General features: G+C 60.7%; 18 protein-coding genes. 14 read left to right on the top strand and 4 right to left on the bottom strand.

Annotation, left to right across the window (positions count from 1 at the left end; genetic code table 11):
* Positions 1-120 precede the first annotated feature (120 nt).
* The 11 genes from coxB to ptsP all read left to right on the top strand — a co-directional run bounded on the left by coxB (position 121) and on the right by ptsP (position 11,225).
* A complete protein-coding gene (gene coxB / locus QZ571_RS14845; RefSeq protein WP_295536496.1) occupies positions 121-999 on the top strand; it encodes a cytochrome c oxidase subunit II in 879 nt (292 codons plus the stop codon).
* A 35-nt stretch (positions 1,000-1,034) separates the two neighbouring features.
* Positions 1,035-1,967 (top strand): heme o synthase, encoded by a 933-nt coding sequence (gene cyoE / locus QZ571_RS14840; protein WP_295536493.1) that lies wholly within the window; start codon positions 1,035-1,037, stop codon positions 1,965-1,967.
* Positions 1,968-1,970: 3 nt separating this feature from the next.
* The gene (locus QZ571_RS14835; RefSeq protein ID WP_295536491.1) at positions 1,971-2,192 is read left to right on the top strand and encodes a hypothetical protein; all 222 of its coding nucleotides are present in this window, start codon (positions 1,971-1,973) and stop codon (positions 2,190-2,192) included.
* Positions 2,189-2,779 carry a cytochrome c oxidase assembly protein gene (locus QZ571_RS14830; protein ID WP_295536490.1) on the top strand — a complete coding sequence of 197 codons (591 nt, stop codon included), beginning with the start codon at positions 2,189-2,191 and terminating at the stop codon, positions 2,777-2,779. The genes QZ571_RS14835 and QZ571_RS14830 overlap by 4 nt, the downstream gene beginning before the upstream one ends.
* Before the next feature lie 18 nt (positions 2,780-2,797).
* Positions 2,798-3,601 (top strand): cytochrome c oxidase subunit 3, encoded by an 804-nt coding sequence (locus QZ571_RS14825; protein WP_295536488.1) that lies wholly within the window; start codon positions 2,798-2,800, stop codon positions 3,599-3,601.
* 84 nt (positions 3,602-3,685) lie between these two features.
* Complete coding sequence (locus QZ571_RS14820; protein ID WP_295536486.1) at positions 3,686-4,363, top strand: SURF1 family protein; 678 nt, start codon at positions 3,686-3,688, stop codon at positions 4,361-4,363.
* A gap of 9 nt (positions 4,364-4,372) precedes the next feature.
* Complete coding sequence (gene thrC / locus QZ571_RS14815; RefSeq protein WP_295536483.1) at positions 4,373-5,770, top strand: threonine synthase; 1,398 nt, start codon at positions 4,373-4,375, stop codon at positions 5,768-5,770.
* Positions 5,767-7,026, top strand: coding sequence for a pitrilysin family protein (locus QZ571_RS14810; protein WP_295536481.1), 1,260 nt, complete (start codon positions 5,767-5,769; stop codon positions 7,024-7,026). Before thrC ends, QZ571_RS14810 begins: the two co-directional genes overlap by 4 nt.
* On the top strand, positions 7,026-7,610 hold the full coding sequence (locus QZ571_RS14805) for a GNAT family protein (RefSeq protein WP_295536479.1): 585 nt from the start codon (positions 7,026-7,028) through the stop codon (positions 7,608-7,610). The genes QZ571_RS14810 and QZ571_RS14805 overlap by 1 nt, the downstream gene beginning before the upstream one ends.
* A gap of 75 nt (positions 7,611-7,685) precedes the next feature.
* Positions 7,686-8,939 carry an aspartate kinase gene (locus QZ571_RS14800; protein ID WP_295536524.1) on the top strand — a complete coding sequence of 418 codons (1,254 nt, stop codon included), beginning with the start codon at positions 7,686-7,688 and terminating at the stop codon, positions 8,937-8,939.
* Positions 8,940-8,981: 42 nt separating this feature from the next.
* Positions 8,982-11,225 carry a phosphoenolpyruvate--protein phosphotransferase gene (gene ptsP / locus QZ571_RS14795; protein WP_295536476.1) on the top strand — a complete coding sequence of 748 codons (2,244 nt, stop codon included), beginning with the start codon at positions 8,982-8,984 and terminating at the stop codon, positions 11,223-11,225.
* Between the two features lie 25 nt (positions 11,226-11,250).
* Here ptsP and QZ571_RS14790 read toward each other — a convergent pair whose 3' ends face one another.
* Positions 11,251-12,006 carry an EcsC family protein gene (locus QZ571_RS14790; protein ID WP_295536474.1) on the bottom strand — a complete coding sequence of 252 codons (756 nt, stop codon included), beginning with the start codon at positions 12,004-12,006 and terminating at the stop codon, positions 11,251-11,253.
* A 53-nt stretch (positions 12,007-12,059) separates the two neighbouring features.
* Positions 12,060-12,542: a GNAT family N-acetyltransferase gene (locus QZ571_RS14785; RefSeq protein ID WP_295536472.1), complete on the bottom strand. Its 483-nt coding sequence runs from the start codon at positions 12,540-12,542 to the stop codon at positions 12,060-12,062.
* 68 nt (positions 12,543-12,610) lie between these two features.
* Between QZ571_RS14785 and QZ571_RS14780 the strand changes: the two genes are divergently transcribed.
* Complete coding sequence (locus QZ571_RS14780) at positions 12,611-13,204, top strand: flavin reductase family protein (protein WP_295536469.1); 594 nt, start codon at positions 12,611-12,613, stop codon at positions 13,202-13,204.
* Here the strand turns inward: QZ571_RS14780 and QZ571_RS14775 are convergent.
* Complete coding sequence (locus QZ571_RS14775; RefSeq protein WP_295536467.1) at positions 13,201-14,067, bottom strand: DMT family transporter; 867 nt, start codon at positions 14,065-14,067, stop codon at positions 13,201-13,203. The genes QZ571_RS14780 and QZ571_RS14775 overlap by 4 nt on opposite strands.
* A gap of 139 nt (positions 14,068-14,206) precedes the next feature.
* On the opposite strand from QZ571_RS14775, the gene QZ571_RS14770 reads away from it, so the two are divergent.
* The gene (locus QZ571_RS14770; RefSeq protein WP_295536465.1) at positions 14,207-15,073 is read left to right on the top strand and encodes an S-methyl-5'-thioadenosine phosphorylase; all 867 of its coding nucleotides are present in this window, start codon (positions 14,207-14,209) and stop codon (positions 15,071-15,073) included.
* A 117-nt stretch (positions 15,074-15,190) separates the two neighbouring features.
* A complete protein-coding gene (locus QZ571_RS14765) occupies positions 15,191-15,733 on the top strand; it encodes an adenine phosphoribosyltransferase (RefSeq protein WP_295536463.1) in 543 nt (180 codons plus the stop codon).
* A gap of 110 nt (positions 15,734-15,843) precedes the next feature.
* On the opposite strand, the gene QZ571_RS14760 is transcribed toward QZ571_RS14765, so the two are convergent.
* Positions 15,844-16,209 (bottom strand): FAD-linked oxidase C-terminal domain-containing protein (locus QZ571_RS14760; protein WP_295536461.1); only part of this gene is annotated, 366 nt, incomplete at its 5' end.

The raw sequence follows: 16,209 nt of genomic DNA, 5'->3' as shown, positions 1-16,209 counted from the left end.
TGCTTGCGATCCCCCTCTAATATGATTTTAAACTAAGATCATACAACGGGGGACCGATATGGGAGTGTCGGTTTTCCGTTCGGCGGCTGGGAAGGTCGTCATAAGGGAGAAATGGGAATAATGCGTTTTGCAAGCAACTGCCGCGCTTTCGCGGCCGCTGTCGTGTCGGCTGCCATGTCGAGCGTCATTGCCGGGCAAGCCTCGGCTCAGGATATGATCAAGGGGCTGCCGGTGATCGGTAAGCCGCATCTGGGCGGAACCGGGTTTCAGCCGGCCTCGTCTAATATCGCAGAAGATCAGCAATGGCTGGATCATATGTTGCTGGTGATTGTTGCCGCGACCTGCGTCTTCGTCTTTGCGCTGATCTTTTACGCCTTGATCCGCTTTAACAGCCGCGCCAACCCGACGCCGCGCAAGTTCACCCATAATGCGCCGTTGGAAATCACATGGACGCTGGTGCCGGTGGCCATTCTGGTGGTGATCGGGGCGTTTTCGCTGCCCGCGCTGTGGAACTCGCAAGAGATCCCCGAGGGTGACATCACCATCAAGGTGACCGGCTATCAGTGGTATTGGGGCTATGAATACCCCGATGAGGGCGTCAGCTTTGATTCGATCATGCTTGGCAAGGACGAGCTTGCCGATCATGGCTATGCGCCTGACGAATATTTGCTGGCGGCGGACAATGCGATGGTCGTGCCGGTGGGCAAATCAATCGTGGTGCAACTCACCGGATCTGACGTGATTCACAGCTGGACGGTGCCTGCTTTCGCGGTAAAGCAAGACGCTGTGCCGGGCCGGATCGCGCAATTGTGGTTTAAGTCCGATCAAGAAGGTGTGTATTTCGGCCAGTGCTCGGAACTGTGTGGCACCAATCACGCCTATATGCCGATCGTGGTGAAGGTTGTCTCACCCGAAGTTTACGCTAACTGGCTTGCACGCGCGAAAAACGATTTCGCTTCGGTCAAGACGGAGCAGGCGATCCAGGTCGCGCAGAACTGAGCACGCGTGACATTGGCACCTGAAAGGCAGCGTAAATGAGTGACATCGGCTATATCCAGCAAGACAATGAGGCCCGGTTCGGCGATTACATCGCTTTGCTGAAACCGCGCGTGATGTCGCTTGTCGTGTTCACGGCCTTTGTCGGGCTGGTCGTTGCCCCCAATCCGGTGCATCCGTTCGTCGGCTTTGTTGCGATCTTGTTCATCGCGCTGGGCGGCGGTGCGTCGGGCGCGCTGAACATGTGGTATGATGCTGATATCGACCGGATCATGCGGCGCACGCGCAACCGCCCGATCCCGGCAGGCCGCGTCAGCGAACGCGAAGCACTGGGCTTTGGCCTCGCGCTGTCAGGCATTTCCTGCGTCATGCTGGCTTTGGCCACCAATATTTTCGCCGGGCTTTTCCTCGCCTTTACGATCTTCTTCTACGTTGTCGTTTATACGATGTGGCTCAAACGCGCGACGCCGCAGAACATCGTGATCGGCGGCGCAGCGGGGGCGTTTCCTCCGATGATCGGCTGGGCAGTGGCAACGGGCGGGATTTCCATCGAATCGGTGGCGATGTTCCTGCTGGTGTTCCTGTGGACGCCGCCGCATTTCTGGTCGCTCGCGTTGTTCATGAAGGCCGATTATGACGAGGCCAAGGTGCCGATGCTCACCTCGACGCATGGCCGCAGGGTGACGCGCAAGAATATCCTAGCCTATGCGTTGGTCCTTGCGCCTCTTGCGGTCGGGATTGGGTTCACTTCGATCGGTGGGCCGCTGTATTTTGCGACGGCGATCGTGATGAATGCTTTGTTCATCAAGGGCGCAATCGAGATTCACGGCCGCTCCGAGGTGCAGGCAGAGGCCGATAAATACGCTGTTGAAAAGCGGTTCTTTTACTTCTCGCTGATCTATCTCTTCGCACATTTTCTCGCTTTGCTGGCTGAGGCCGGGCTGAGCTATCTCGGTTTGGGAGTCTGGTAAGACATGGCAATTACGCGTGACAGTGAGATTCACACCCGCCGGTTCTCGCGCAATGCGGGGCTGGGCGTGGTCCTATTGGGCTTTGTCGCCATCGTTTTCGGCCTGACCGTGGTCAAGGTAGAGCGTGGCAACAAGCTTGAGGGCTTTGATCATCAGCCGCGCGTCTCGGCGTTGCCTGCCGAGCCAACCAGCGCCGCCCCTGCCAAAACCGAGGTCGCAAAGTGAGCCAATCCCCCCAACAACAGTCGAACACGCGGGTGGTTCTGTCGCTGCTTGCGCTCGTCGTTGTGATGGGGGCAGGGGCTTGGGCTGCGGTGCCGTTTTACAACTGGTTTTGCAAGACGACGGGCTATGGCGGGACCACGAATGTCGCGGAAAAACTGCCCGACCACGTGCTGGATCGTGAGATAACGGTGCGCTTTGATGCCAATGTGGCGCGCGACATGCCGTGGGAGTTCAAACCGGTCAAGACCGAGATGAAGCTCAAGATCGGGCAGAACGGGCTGGCCTTTTACGAGGCTTACAACCCCACCGACCGCGTGGTCGCGGGCACGGCCAGCTACAATGTCTCGCCCGATGTGGCGGGCTACTACTTCGACAAGATCCAGTGTTTCTGCTTTACTGAGCAGGTTTTGCAACCGGGGGAGCGGGTGCAAATGCCGGTCAGCTTCTTTGTCGATCCAGAGATCGTCAATGATGCAGACGCGAAACGGATCAACTCGCTGACACTGAGCTACACATTCTACGAAACAGAATTGCCCGAGCAGCATGCTGCGACTTCGCAAGCAGATGCTGCGGGAACGGTCAATTAAGCCATCGGAGGGAGACGCATGGCCCACGCAAAGAACCACGACTATCACATCCTGCCGCCCTCAATCTGGCCGTTACTGGGCGCACTGGGCGGTTTTATCATGCTGTTCGGGGCCGTCATGTGGATGGCTGGCATCACGCATTACATGTTCTTCGCCGGGCTCTTGGTTGTGCTTTATACCATGTATGGCTGGTGGTCCGATGTCGTGCATGAAGGCGAGGTCGGGGATCATACGCCCGTCGTCGCGATCGGGCTGCGCTATGGCTTTATCTTGTTCATCATGTCCGAGGTAATGTTCTTCGCCGCCTGGTTCTGGAGCTTTTTCAAGCATGCGATGTATCCGATGGGCCCGCAAAGCCCGGCGGTGGACGGTGTTTGGCCTCCGGCTGGTATCCAGACCTTTGACCCGTGGCATCTGCCGCTGATCAACACGGTGATCTTGCTGCTTTCGGGGGTGACGCTGACTTGGGCACACCACGCGCTGGTGCATGAGAATGATCGCAAGGCGGTTAAGCAGGGGTTGATCCTGACGGTGATCTTGGGCTTCAGCTTTACCGTGCTGCAGGCCTATGAATACAGCCATGCGGCCTTTGGCTTGTCGGGCAATATCTACGGTGCGAACTTCTTCATGGCGACGGGCTTTCACGGCGCGCATGTGATCATCGGCACGCTGTTCCTGCTGGTCTGTCTGATCCGCATCACCAAGGGCCAGATGACGCCCGACCGTCATGTCGGCTTTGAGGCGGCGGCTTGGTATTGGCACTTTGTCGATGTGGTCTGGCTGTTCCTGTTCGCTTCGATCTATATCTGGGGCAGCGCGTAAGCGCCCCCTTTTGGCTGGCCTTGAGACGGCGCGGGGGGTGACCTTCGCGCCGTTTGCGTGGCACGCCGTATTTCTGGAGGGGCAATGACCCGTTTTGTATTTCCGTTGCTGCTGGGCGTGGTGGGCTGCGCGATCCTGATTTCATTGGGCGTGTGGCAGCTCAACCGGCTGGAATGGAAGCGCGCGATGCTGTCCGAAATTTCCGCCAAGATTGGCGGCGATCCGCAAGATTTGCCGCCCGAGGGCAGCGATACGCAGGCGATGAAATACCAGCCCGTCGAATTTGCAGGCGGCACGACGGGGCAGGAGATACTTGTGCTGTCGGGGCAGAAGGGCGTGGGCGCGGGCTATCGTGTGATCTCTGCGTTTGAGACTGGCGAGGGCCGTCGCATCTTGCTTGATCGCGGCTTTCTGCCTGAGAAAGGACGCGATACTGCCCGCCCGCCGACCGCGCTGATCGTGACCGGAAACCTGCATTGGCCCAATGAGACCGACAGCTACACCCCGCCCCCCGATGCCAAGACCGGGCTGTGGTTCGCGCGCGACGTGCCCGCGATGGCGAAAGCGCTTAGGACCGAGCCGATCTTGGTTGTCGCAGCGCAGGTTCAGGGCGACGCGCAGGGTATCACCCCCGAGCCGATCACCATCTCCGGCATCCCAAATGATCACCTGCAATACGCGATCACTTGGTTTTTGCTCGCAATCGTCTGGGCCGGGATGACAATCTTTCTTCTGTGGCGTATCAGGCGGCAACCGATCTAAGGATTGAGCATGCGTTATGTTTCCACACGGGGGCAGGCCCCGGTTCTGAATTTTGGCGATGCGATGCTGACGGGCCTTGCCCGCGATGGCGGTTTGTATGTGCCCGAGAGCGTTCCTCAGTTTAGCGGCGATGAGATCGCGGCGCTGGCCGGGCAGCCCTATGAAGAGGTCGCCTATCGGGTGATGAAGCCTTTCGTCTCCGAGACCTTCTCTGAGGACGAACTGCGCGGGGCGATCTCGCGCGCCTATGCGGGCTTTGGCCATGCGGCGCGCGCGCCGATGGTGCAACTTGCGCCCAACCACTTCCTGCTGGAACTGTTCCACGGCCCCACCCTCGCGTTCAAGGATTTCGCGATGCAGGTGATTGGCCAGCTGTTCCAGATCGAGCTGGAGAAACGCGACCAGAAGATCACCATTGTCGGCGCGACCTCGGGCGATACCGGCTCTGCCGCGATTGAGGCATTTCGCGGGCTCGACAATGTCGATCTGTTTATCCTGTTCCCGCATGGCCGGGTTTCCGAGGTGCAGCGCCGCCAGATGACCACGCCGATTGAGGGCAATGTCCATGCCCTTGCGATGGATGGCGATTTCGACGATTGCCAAGGCAAGCTGAAGGACATGTTCAACGATTTCACCTTCCGTGACGAGGTGGGGCTGGCGGGTGTGAACTCGATCAACTTCGCCCGCGTGCTGGCGCAGATCGTGTATTTCTTCACCGCCGCCGTGGCGCTGGGCGCGCCCCATCGCAAGATCAGCTTCACCGTGCCGACCGGTAATTTCGGTGATATTTTCGCAGGGTTCCTTGCCAAGGAAATGGGTCTGCCGATTGAGCGCCTGGTGATCGCGACAAACCAGAACGACATTTTGCATCGCTGCCTTGAGGCGGGCGATTACACCAAGCGCGGCGTGACGCCCTCGATCAGCCCTTCTATGGATATCGAGGTCAGTTCGAATTTCGAGCGCGCGCTATTCTGGGCCTATGGCAAGGACGGGGCGGCGATTGCGGCGCTGATGGACGAGCTGAAAACCAACGGTTCTTTCACCGTCTCGCCCAACGCCATCGGAGCCCTGCGCGCGGTCTATGACAGCGGCGCGGTGGGCGAGGGGCGCACGATGGAAGAGATCGGCGACAGCTTGCGCGAAACCGGCGAACTGCTGTGTCCGCATTCCGCCGTTGGGGTGAATGTCGCCAAGCAGGCGCTGCAGCGTGACCCAGCCACCCCGATGGTGACGCTCGCCACCGCGCATCCGGCCAAGTTCCCCGATGCGGTCGAAGAAGCCACAGGCATCCGCCCGCCGCTGCCCCCGCGCATGGCCGACCTGTTTGAACGGGACGAACGCGTGACGCGCGTGCCCAATGACCTTGCCGCCCTTGAGGCGCTGATCCGTGAAAGACGCCGTAAATGATTGAGATGACCACGCTGAAAAACGGCCTGCGCATTGTGACGGAAAGGATGCCGGGGCTGGCCTCGGCCTCAATCGGGATCTGGGTCACGGCAGGGGGCCGCCACGAGCGCCCCGAGCAAAACGGCATCGCGCATTTCCTTGAGCATATGGCGTTCAAGGGTACGAAAACGCGCACTGCGCTGCAAATTGCCGAGGCGATCGAGGATGTGGGCGGCTATATCAACGCCTATACCTCGCGCGAGATGACCGCCTATTACGCGCGTGTTTTGCAGGCCGATGTGCCCCTCGCGCTGGATGTGATTTCCGACATTCTGCTCAACCCGATCTTTGATCAGCGCGAGATCGAGGTCGAGCGTGGCGTGATCTTGCAGGAGATCGGGCAATCGCAGGATACGCCCGACGATGTGATTTTTGATTGGCTGCAAGAGGCGGCCTATCCCGATCAACCGATGGGGCGCACCATTCTTGGCCCGGCCGAGCGCGTGCGCGCCTTTGCGCGAGACGATCTGTCGGGATTTGTGCGCGAACATTACGGCCCCGATCAGATGATCCTGTCGGCGGCAGGTGCGGTTGATCACGGCGATATCGTGAAACGTGCCGAGGCGATTTTCGGTGACATCGCGCCCTCGCTCAACCCCGCGCCCGAACGCGCCGCTTGGTCGGGCAGCGAGCGCCGTGAGATCAAGAAGCTGGAGCAGGCGCATTTCGCGCTGGGCTTTGAGGCACCAAGCTATCGCGATGCCGATCTTTATACCGTGCAGGTCTATTCCACCGCGATGGGTGGGGGCATGTCCTCGCGGCTGTTTCAGAAGATCCGTGAGGAACGTGGTCTGTGCTACACGATCTTCTCGCAGGCTGGGGCCTATGAAGATACCGGCATGTTCACGATCTATGCCGGCACCTCGGGTGAGGAGATCAAGGGTCTGTCCGACCTGACCATTGACGAGATGAAGCGCGCCGCAGACGATATGTCCGAGGCCGAGATTGCGCGCGCCCGTGTGCAGATCAAGGCCGGGCTCTTGATGGGTCTCGAAGGCGCTTCGGCGCGCGCTGAACGCATGGCGCGCAGCCTGCATGTCTGGGGCCATGTGCCCAGCATCGAAGAGGCCTCGGCACGCATTGATGCGGTCACCCGCGACGCCGTGCGCGCCTTTGCCGAACGGCTCGCCGATAGCGGGCGCACGGCGCTGGCGCTCTATGGGCCGGTCGATGACGCGCCATCGCTGCAATCTGTGCGCGAAAGGCTTGCCGCGTAATGTTCCAGCGTCGTCGGCAGGTGCGCATCGAGACGGAGCGGATGACGCTGCGCCCACCCGAGCACGGCGACTACACTGCCTGGTCAAGTTTGCGCGCCGAGGGGCGGGATTTTCTGGTGCCCTGGGAGCCAAGCTGGTCGCCCGATCACCTTAGCCGCAAGGCGTTTTCCAATCGGGTCTATTGGGCTGCGCGCGCGGTGGCGGCCGATACCGCGCTGCCAGTGTTTCTGATCCGGCGCAAGGATCAGCAATTGCTGGGCGCGCTGACGCTGGACAATATCCGGCGGGGGCCTGCGCAGGCGGGCACTTTGGGCTATTGGGTCGGACAGCGTTATACCCGCCGAGGCTATATGCGCGAGGCGATTGAGGCCGTGGTGCATTACGCCTTTATCACGCTGGATCTGAGCCGGATCGAGGCCGCCTGCCTGCCCGAAAACGCAGCCTCGCGCGGCGTGCTGGAGAAATCTGGCTTCAAATATGAGGGCGTGGCGCAAAGCTATCTGCAAATCAACGGGCGGTGGCGCAATCATGTGCTCTATTCCAACCTGCGATCTGACCGGCGCGGGCGCACGGATGTCGGCTGAGCGCACGCGCCAAATCTCTTGCGTGTGCGCGCGCTTCACGCTAGCAGGGGCGCGATTATGCCCAAGGGGGTTTCGATGCCAATTCTGGTGATGAAATTCGGCGGAACGTCGGTTGCCGACCTCGACCGGATCGCGAATGCTGCCGCAAAGGTGCAGCGCGAGGTCGAGCGCGGTTATGACGTGATCGTTATTGTCTCGGCCATGTCGGGGCGCACCAATGAATTGGTGAACTGGGTTGAGACAACCTCGCCCTTCTATGACGCGCGCGAATATGACGCCGTGGTCTCCTCGGGCGAGAACGTGACCGCCGGTCTGATGGCGCTGCGCTTGCAGGAAATGGGGATTTCGGCGCGCAGTTGGCAGGGCTGGCAGGTGCCGATCAACACAACCTCGGCACATAGCGCGGCGCGCTTCATGTCGATCCCGCGTGACAATCTGGATGCGAAATTCGCCGAAGGCTTCAAGGTTGCGGTGATCGCGGGCTTCCAAGGGCTGAGCCATGAGGGCCGGATCACCACGCTGGGCCGGGGCGGGTCTGATACGACCGCCGTGGCCTTTGCCGCAGCGTTCGGCGCCGAGCGCTGCGATATCTATACCGATGTCGATGGCATCTACACGACTGACCCGCGCGTTTCGAGCAAAGCACGCAAGCTGGACCGGATCGCGTTTGAGGAAATGCTCGAACTGGCTAGCCTGGGTGCCAAGGTGCTGCAAACCCGCTCGGTCGAGTTGGCGATGCGCTACAAGGTGCCGCTACGTGTGCTAAGCTCATTTGAAGAAACCGACGAGACTTCGGGCACTTTGGTCTGCGACGAGGATAAAATCATGGAATCGAAAGTTGTCTCCGGCGTGGCCTTTTCGCGCGATGAAGCGAAAATGACGCTTGTCACGGTCGAGGATCGCCCCGGCATCGCGGGCGCGATTTTTGGCCCGCTCGCGGATGCGGGTGTGAATGTCGATATGATCGTTCAGAACATCTCGGAGCATCAGGCCAAACACGCGGTGAAAGTCACCGATATGACCTTTTCCTGCCCGATCAACCAAGTGCCGCGTGCCCGCAAGGCGATGGAAGATGCCCGCGCCGCCGGGTTGATCAATTTCGACGATCTGATTGCAGATGAAGATGTCGCCAAGATTTCGGTCGTGGGCATTGGCATGCGCAGCCATGCGGGCGTTGCCGCAGAAATGTTCAAGGCGCTGGCTGCTGAAAACGTCAACATCAAGGTCATTGCGACGTCAGAAATCAAGATTTCGGTGTTGGTGGACCGCAAATATCTGGAACTTGCGGTTCAGGCCCTGCATGATGTGTTCGGACTGGATAAAGCCTGATCTTATTTCACAGGCCTTCAGAACGGGGGCGCGAACTCATCCATGGTGGACTATAGCGATAGCGATAGTCGCACGCTGCTCAAGCGGTTGCGCGACACGCTGGCCACTGATGGCGATGGTCAGGATCGGTTGAACAGGATCACGCATTTGATTGCGGATTCGCTGGATACGCAGGTTTGCTCAATCTATCTGTTCCGCGATCCCGAAACGCTGGAACTTTGCGCGACCGAGGGCCTCAACCCCGAGGCGGTTCACCGCACGCGGATGCGTCTGGGCGAAGGTCTGGTGGGGCGCGTGGCGCGCTCGGGCCAGCCGATCAATTCGGCCGATGCGCCCTCAGAGCCCGGGTTTCGCTACATGGCCGAGACTGGCGAAGAGATTTATTCCAGCTTTGTTGGCGTGCCAATTCAGCGCGTGGGCGAAAAGCTCGGCGTGCTGGTCGTGCAGTCCAAGGAAAAACGCTCGTTCACCGATGATGAGCTTTACGGTCTTGATGTCGTGGCGATGGTGCTTGCCGAGATGACCGAACTGGGTGCGTTTGTGGGCGGCGAGAATGCCGATATCGGCGCGACCCACCGGTTCACGGTCATGTTTCGTGGGGCCACCGGGCAGGAAGGTGCCGCCGAAGGGCGCGTCTGGCTGCACGAGCCGCGCGTGGTTGTGACTAATCCCGTTGGCGAAGACCCCGAGACAGAGCAGGCCCGTCTTGAGGACGGAATCAAAGAACTGCGCAAACGCATTGATGAGATGCTGTCCAACATCACGGTGATCGACAAGGATCAGCGTCAGGTGCTTGAGACCTTCAAGATGCTGGCGGCCTCGAAGGGTTGGAAACGCCGGATGAGCGAAGATATCGCCGCCGGTCTGTCCGCCGAAGCCGCCGTCGAAAAAGAGCAGAACGCGGCGCGCGCGCGCATGCAGCTTGCCCCCGATCCCTATCTGCGCGAGCGGCTTAACGATCTAGACGATCTGTCCAACCGCTTGCTGCGCATCCTGACCGGGCAAGGCCGCGATACCGGGGCGGAAATGCCTGAAAATCCGGTGCTTCTGGCGCGCAATATCGGGCCTGCGGAGTTGCTGGATTACGGCCGCAAGCTCAAGGGCGTGGTGTTAGAAGAGGGCTCGGTTGGCAGCCATGCGGCGATTGTGGCGCGCGCACTGTCGATTCCGCTAGTCATCCATGCCGGGCGGATCACGGCAGAGGCGCTGAACGGGGATCCGATCTTGGTCGATGGCGATCAGGGCGTGGTACATCTGCGCCCCGAAGAAAGTGTTGCGCATGCCTTTCGCGACAAGATCGCGATGCAGGCAGAGGCGCAAAAACGCTATGCCGATCTGCGTGATCTGCCCGCTACCGATATCTCAGGCCAGACGGTTGCCTTGCTGATGAATGCCGGGCTGATGGCGGATTTGCCCTCGCTCAAGGGCTCGGGTGCTGAAGGCGTGGGCCTGTTTCGCACCGAGTTGCAATTTCTCACCCGCACCCGCGTTCCGCGCCGGGGCGAGTTGGCGCAGCTTTATGCGCGCGTGATGGATGCGGCGGATGGCAAGCGGGTCTATTTCCGCACGCTCGACATCGGCTCGGACAAGGTCGTTCCCTATATGAAGCCGCAAGACGAGCCCAACCCCGCGATGGGCTGGCGCGCGCTGCGGGTGGGATTGGACAAGCCGGGCGTGCTGCGGATGCAGTTGCAGGCACTGCTGCGCGCGGGCAATGGTCGGCCAATGTCGATCATGTTCCCCTTCATCGCGCTCCCCGAGGAATTCTACGCCGCGCGTGACATGCTGTTTCGGGTGCGCGACCGCGAGGCGGAGATGGGGCGCGTCGTGCCCGAAGAGCTGAGCATCGGGGCGATGCTGGAGACCCCGTCTTTGGGGTTTGCGCCTGACAGTTTCTATAATGCCTGCGATTTCATTTCGATCGGGGGCAATGATCTCAAGCAGTTCTTCTTTGCGGCCGATCGCGAAAACGAACGGGTGCGCAAGCGCTATGACACGTTGGATACGTCGTTCCTGACCTTCCTTGAACGCATCATCGCGCGTTGCGCGGTCGCAAACACGCCGCTCAGCTTTTGTGGCGAGGATGCTGGACGCCCGATTGAGGCGTTGACCTTTGCCGCCCTTGGCATCCGCGCGCTTTCGATGCGCCCGGCCTCAATCGGGCCGGTCAAGCACCTGATCCGGCGCTCCGATCTGGGCGAGTTGCGCCAGATCATTCAGCGCGCGCGCAATGAGGGCCATACTTCGGTGCGGCCTGTCGTGACCAGCTATCTGGCGCATCTGTAACCGCGACAGATCGGGGCAGGGCGCGCTAGGTCTTGGCCAGCCGCGCGACGAGTTCTTCGCGCAGCACGCCCTCATCCGCGCCGCTGTCACGGGCCAAGCGTTTGAGCCCGAAATGCACCCGCGCAATTTCCTGATAATAGCTGGTGAAGGAATAATTCACCGCAGCCCCCGCCACCGCGCCCAAAATCGGGGCGGCTTGCGCGGCAAGCTTCTGGCCCAGCACCGCAGACAGGCGCGGCGCGACCTTGGCCACCAGCGATTTCAGGCTCGGCCCGGTGATGGTGGTGCGCGCGGCGAGAAAGCTGAGATCCATCCCGTCATCATCCGCCAGTGGCCCGGCTGACGCAAAGACGCGCAGGCATTCCATCCGCACCTCCTCAGAGGCCGGGTCAAACCCGTGTTCTGCGGCGATCCCCTGAATGGCGCGCAGCAGCATTGTCACGGTAAAGGGCAATTCCGCCAGCGAACTGCCCAATCCACCCGCGCCGCCAGCAGCACCCATCGCTGCCGTAAGCGTGCGGTTCACCCAATCGGGCCGGTCCGCCACGATCCCGCGAGAGCGTTCCGCCGCTACCATCGCGCCTGACAGCGCGCGCTCGGTCGCGCCATCCAGCCCCGCACGCACCGGGGCGGGTAGCTTGCCCAAAAGGCTTTCGGCAGAGCCGCCGATATAGCCAATTAGGTTCATGACGACGCCACTTGCCGCACGGTGGCGTATCGCCAGCGCGTCGAGTTGCTTCAAAATGACGGGATCGGTCACGGGGGGAAGAATCTCAGCCATCAAAGCCTCCTGTACTACCCCTATCATATGGGGTCGCAGGGACGCTTCGCCAATCAAATCGCCTTTTCAACGGGACCGTGCACGCCTTGCCAGGCCCCGGCAACCAGTTCCAGCCCCAAGACGCGGTCGGGGTTGGTTGGCGGGGGCATCTCGACACCCTCAAGGCGCTCAAAGCCGAATCGCGCGTAATAGGGTGCATCGCCGACCAGCAACACGCGCTCCCAGCCCAGCCGATGGGCCTCGGTCAGGCTTTCATGCATCAACAGCCCGCCAAGCCCCTCGCCTTGGCGTGTCGGGTGCACTGCAATCGGCCCTAGCAGCAACACCCGCGCGCCCGCAACCTGCACCGGCCAGTAGCGGATCACGGCGGCTAGAATGCCGTCTTGGCGCAACGTCAGGCAAAGCGCGCGCACCGGTTCTACGCCATCGCGCAGCCGGTAAGATGACAACGCGGTGCGTCCGGGGGCAAAGCAGAGGTCATACAGCGCCTCCACTTCCCACCAATCGTCTTCGGTCTCTTCCTCGAGCTGATACATCGCGCCCGCCCTTTTACCCTGTCAGACGCGGTAGCACGCGCTAAGTTCAGGATCAAACAGGAGAAACGATGTTTTACAAACCGCAAGATGGCCACGGCCTACCGCATAACCCCTTCAACGCCATTGTCGCGCCGCGTCCGATCGGGTGGATTTCCACACGCAGCGCGCTGGGCGACAACCTTGCGCCCTATTCGTTTTTCAACGCGGTGGCCTATACGCCGCCACAGGTGATCTTTGCCTCGACCGGGGTTAAGCCCGATCGCGAGGGCACCAAGGACAGCGTGGCGCAACTGCGCGACTCAGGGGTGTTTTGCGTCAATCTCGTGACCTCGGCGCTGAAGGATCAGATGAACGCAAGCTGTGCGAACTTCCCTGCGGGCACGGATGAGTTCGCGCAATGCGGAATCGAAAAGGCCGAATGCGAGACGATTGATTGCCCGCGCGTGGCGCTGGCCCCTGCGGCGCTGGAATGTCGCGTGGTGCAGGTGATCGACTTGCTCGGGGACGCCAATTTCCTTGTGCATGGCGAGGTGACGGGCATTCACATCGACGATGCTTGTGTAAAAGACGGCCGCTATCTGCCCCAAGACCGGCTGGCGCGGTTGGGCTATCACGATTATGCCGCCGTGCGCGATCTGTTCGAAATGAAGCGCCCTGATTAAGCCAGTCGGCGCACGCGGCGCTGTTCCAGCAGCGTATACAGCCCGCTCGCCACGATCAACACCGAGCCGATGATCATAGCGCCATCGGGGCGCTCGCCAAAGACCAGCGCGCCCAAGATCAGCGCAAAGATCAGCCGCGTATAGCGGAACGGCGTGATCACCGAGACCTCACCCATCCGCATCGCTTTTGTCAGCGACCAATAGGCGAAGGTGCCGAAACACACAGCACCTGCAACATCGCGCAGCACAGCCCAATCGGGCGCGCCAGAGCCGCCGGTGATCATCAAGATCAAGGCTCCGGTGGGGATCAGCATGGCAAAGCCGTAAAAGCTAAGCTGGAAATTTGACAGCGTGGGGGGACAGGCGCGTGTCGCCAGATCGCGGCCCGCAAAACCAAACATCCCCAGCACCGTCCAAAGGGCTGCGGGCACGAACCCCTCAAGACCGGGACGCAGCACGATCAACACGCCGATAAACCCGATCCCGACGGCGATCCAGCGCCGTGTCCCGACACGCTCGGAAAACACAATCGCGGCACCCGCGACGACCACCAGCGGCGTGGCTTGCAAGATCGTCGAGGCGTTCGTCAAAGGCGTGAGCGCGATGCCCAAAGTGTAGCCCAGACGGCCCACCACTTCTAAACATAGCTTGATCAGCATCGGAGGGGACAGCACGGCGCGATGCCCAAGGGACTGACCACGCGCGGTGATGAGTGTGGCAAAGACCGCCATCCCGCCAAGGCCAAACAGCATCAAAACAATGCCCACGGCGACATGGGTCGAGGCGGATTTGACGAACATATCCTCCATCGCGAAAGCTGCCATTGCGGCGACCATCAGGATTGATCCGCGTATATTTTCCACTAGCGCCCCCTTCGCGCAATAACTGCGCGCCCTAAGCGCCGATAGACCGCCGATCACGGCTCTGCAATCCCTCTTTTCTCGGGGGGGCTGTAGGCTTAGGCTTTGGGCGATAGAAAATGACAGCCAGAGGATAGGTGCGATGGACAGGATGATCGGGGTGATCGGCGGCTCTGGCCTTTATGAGATTGACGGGCTTGAAGGGGCCGCTTGGGTCAGTCTGCAAACGCCTTGGGGCGCCCCCTCGGATCAGATTTTGACTGGGGCGCTGGGGGGCGTGAAAATGGCCTTCCTACCGCGTCACGGGCGTGGGCATGTCCACACGCCCTCCACCGTGCCCTACCGCGCCAATATCGACGCGATGAAACAGCTTGGCGTCACCGATCTGGTTGCGGTTTCGGCCGTGGGCTCGCTGAAAGAAGCCTACGCGCCGGGTGATTTCCTGATCGTGGGTCAGTATATCGACCGCACCTTCGCGCGTGAGAAATCGTTTTTCGGCGCCGGTCTGGTGGGGCATGTCTCGGTGGCCCATCCGATCTGCGCACGTCTTGCGGGGCATTGCACCAGCGCGGCGCAAACGACTGGCGTGCGCGTGCATCAGGGCGGCACCTATATCGCGATGGAAGGACCGCAATTTTCCACCAAGGCGGAAAGCGAGCTGTATCGCAGTTGGGGGGCGGATGTGATCGGCATGACCGGCATGCCCGAAGCCAAGCTCGCTCGCGAGGCCGAGATTTGCTATGCCTGCATCGCGATGATCACCGATTACGATTGCTGGCATCCCGATCACGATGCGGTGGATGTGGCCCAAGTGGTCGCGGTGGCGCAAAAGAACGCCGCGAAGGCGCGTGACCTTGTGGCCGCGCTGCCCGCGCTTTTGGCCGGGCCTGCGAGCGATTGCAGCGAGGGCTGCAGCCATGCGCTGGATAGTGCGATCATGACCGCCCCGGCCAAGCGCGATCCGACCATGATGGTGAAACTGAAAACCGTGGCAGGGCGCGTTTTTTGAACGCGGCGCGTGGCCCGGCCGCGCGTGGGTTTGTCGCGCCGTGCGCGCCAGCTTTGCGTGGCCTCTGCGGCGTTTTCTGGCTAATGCTGACCTAACTGCAATTCGGAGCCTGTCTTGATGAACGCCCAGACCAAAACCGTGAAAGATTACATTCGCACCATCGCCGATTTTCCCCATGAGGGAATCTTGTTTCGCGATGTCACCACGCTATTCGCCGATCCGCGCGGGTTTCGCATGGCGATTGATCAGATGCTGCACCCGTGGGCGGGGCAGCAGATTGACAAGATCGTCGGGCTTGAAGCGCGCGGGTTCATCATTGGCGGCGCGATTGCGCATCAGCTTTCAAAGGGCTTCGTGCCGATCCGCAAAAAGGGCAAGCTGCCCGGCCAGACGATCTCGCAGTCCTATACGCTGGAATATGGCGAGGCGGTGATGGAGATGCATGAAGACGCGATCCAACCCGGCGAGAAGGTGTTGATCGTGGATGATCTTCTGGCCACTGGGGGCACCTGCGGGGCCGGTATCAAGCTGATCGAGCGCGTCGGAGGTGAGATCGTGGGCTGTTCCTTTGTCGTCGATTTGCCGGAACTGGGCGGGCGCAAGCTGCTGGAAGATCTGGGCATGAACGTGCATGTTCTGTGCGAATTCGAAGGTGCTTAACCATATTTAAAGAGGAATCACGCAATTCTGTGCAGGCCTGATGGTTCTGCTGCTTGCAAACACGTGAACCAAAGCGCTGCACCTCGTCGGAGTGATCTGACGGGGTGCATTCAATTTTGGGCCAGCACCGCGCCGGGGTTCAAAATCCCTCTTGGGTCAAGCGCGGCTTTGATCGCGCGCATCGCCGCCAGTTTGCCGGGGTCGCCGTAGTGTTCCAGATCGCGCAGTTTCAACCGCCCGATACCGTGTTCGGCTGAGATCGAGCCCCCAAACCCGTCGACCAGATCATAGACCACCTGCGCAATGTCCGCGCGCAGGTTTTCATAGCTCGCGCGATCGCGCCCGTCGGCTGGAAAGGCGTTGAAATGCAGGTTGCCATCGCCAACATGACCAAAGCAATTGATCCGGATATCGGCCATCGCAGATAGCTGTGTGCGGGCGATGTCGATGAACTCCGCCAGTTTCGGCAAGGGCAG

The organism is uncultured Thioclava sp., assembly GCF_913064665.1.
Lineage (GTDB): Bacteria > Pseudomonadota > Alphaproteobacteria > Rhodobacterales > Rhodobacteraceae > Thioclava > Thioclava arctica.
This window is presented reverse-complemented; position numbering and strand designations above follow the sequence as displayed.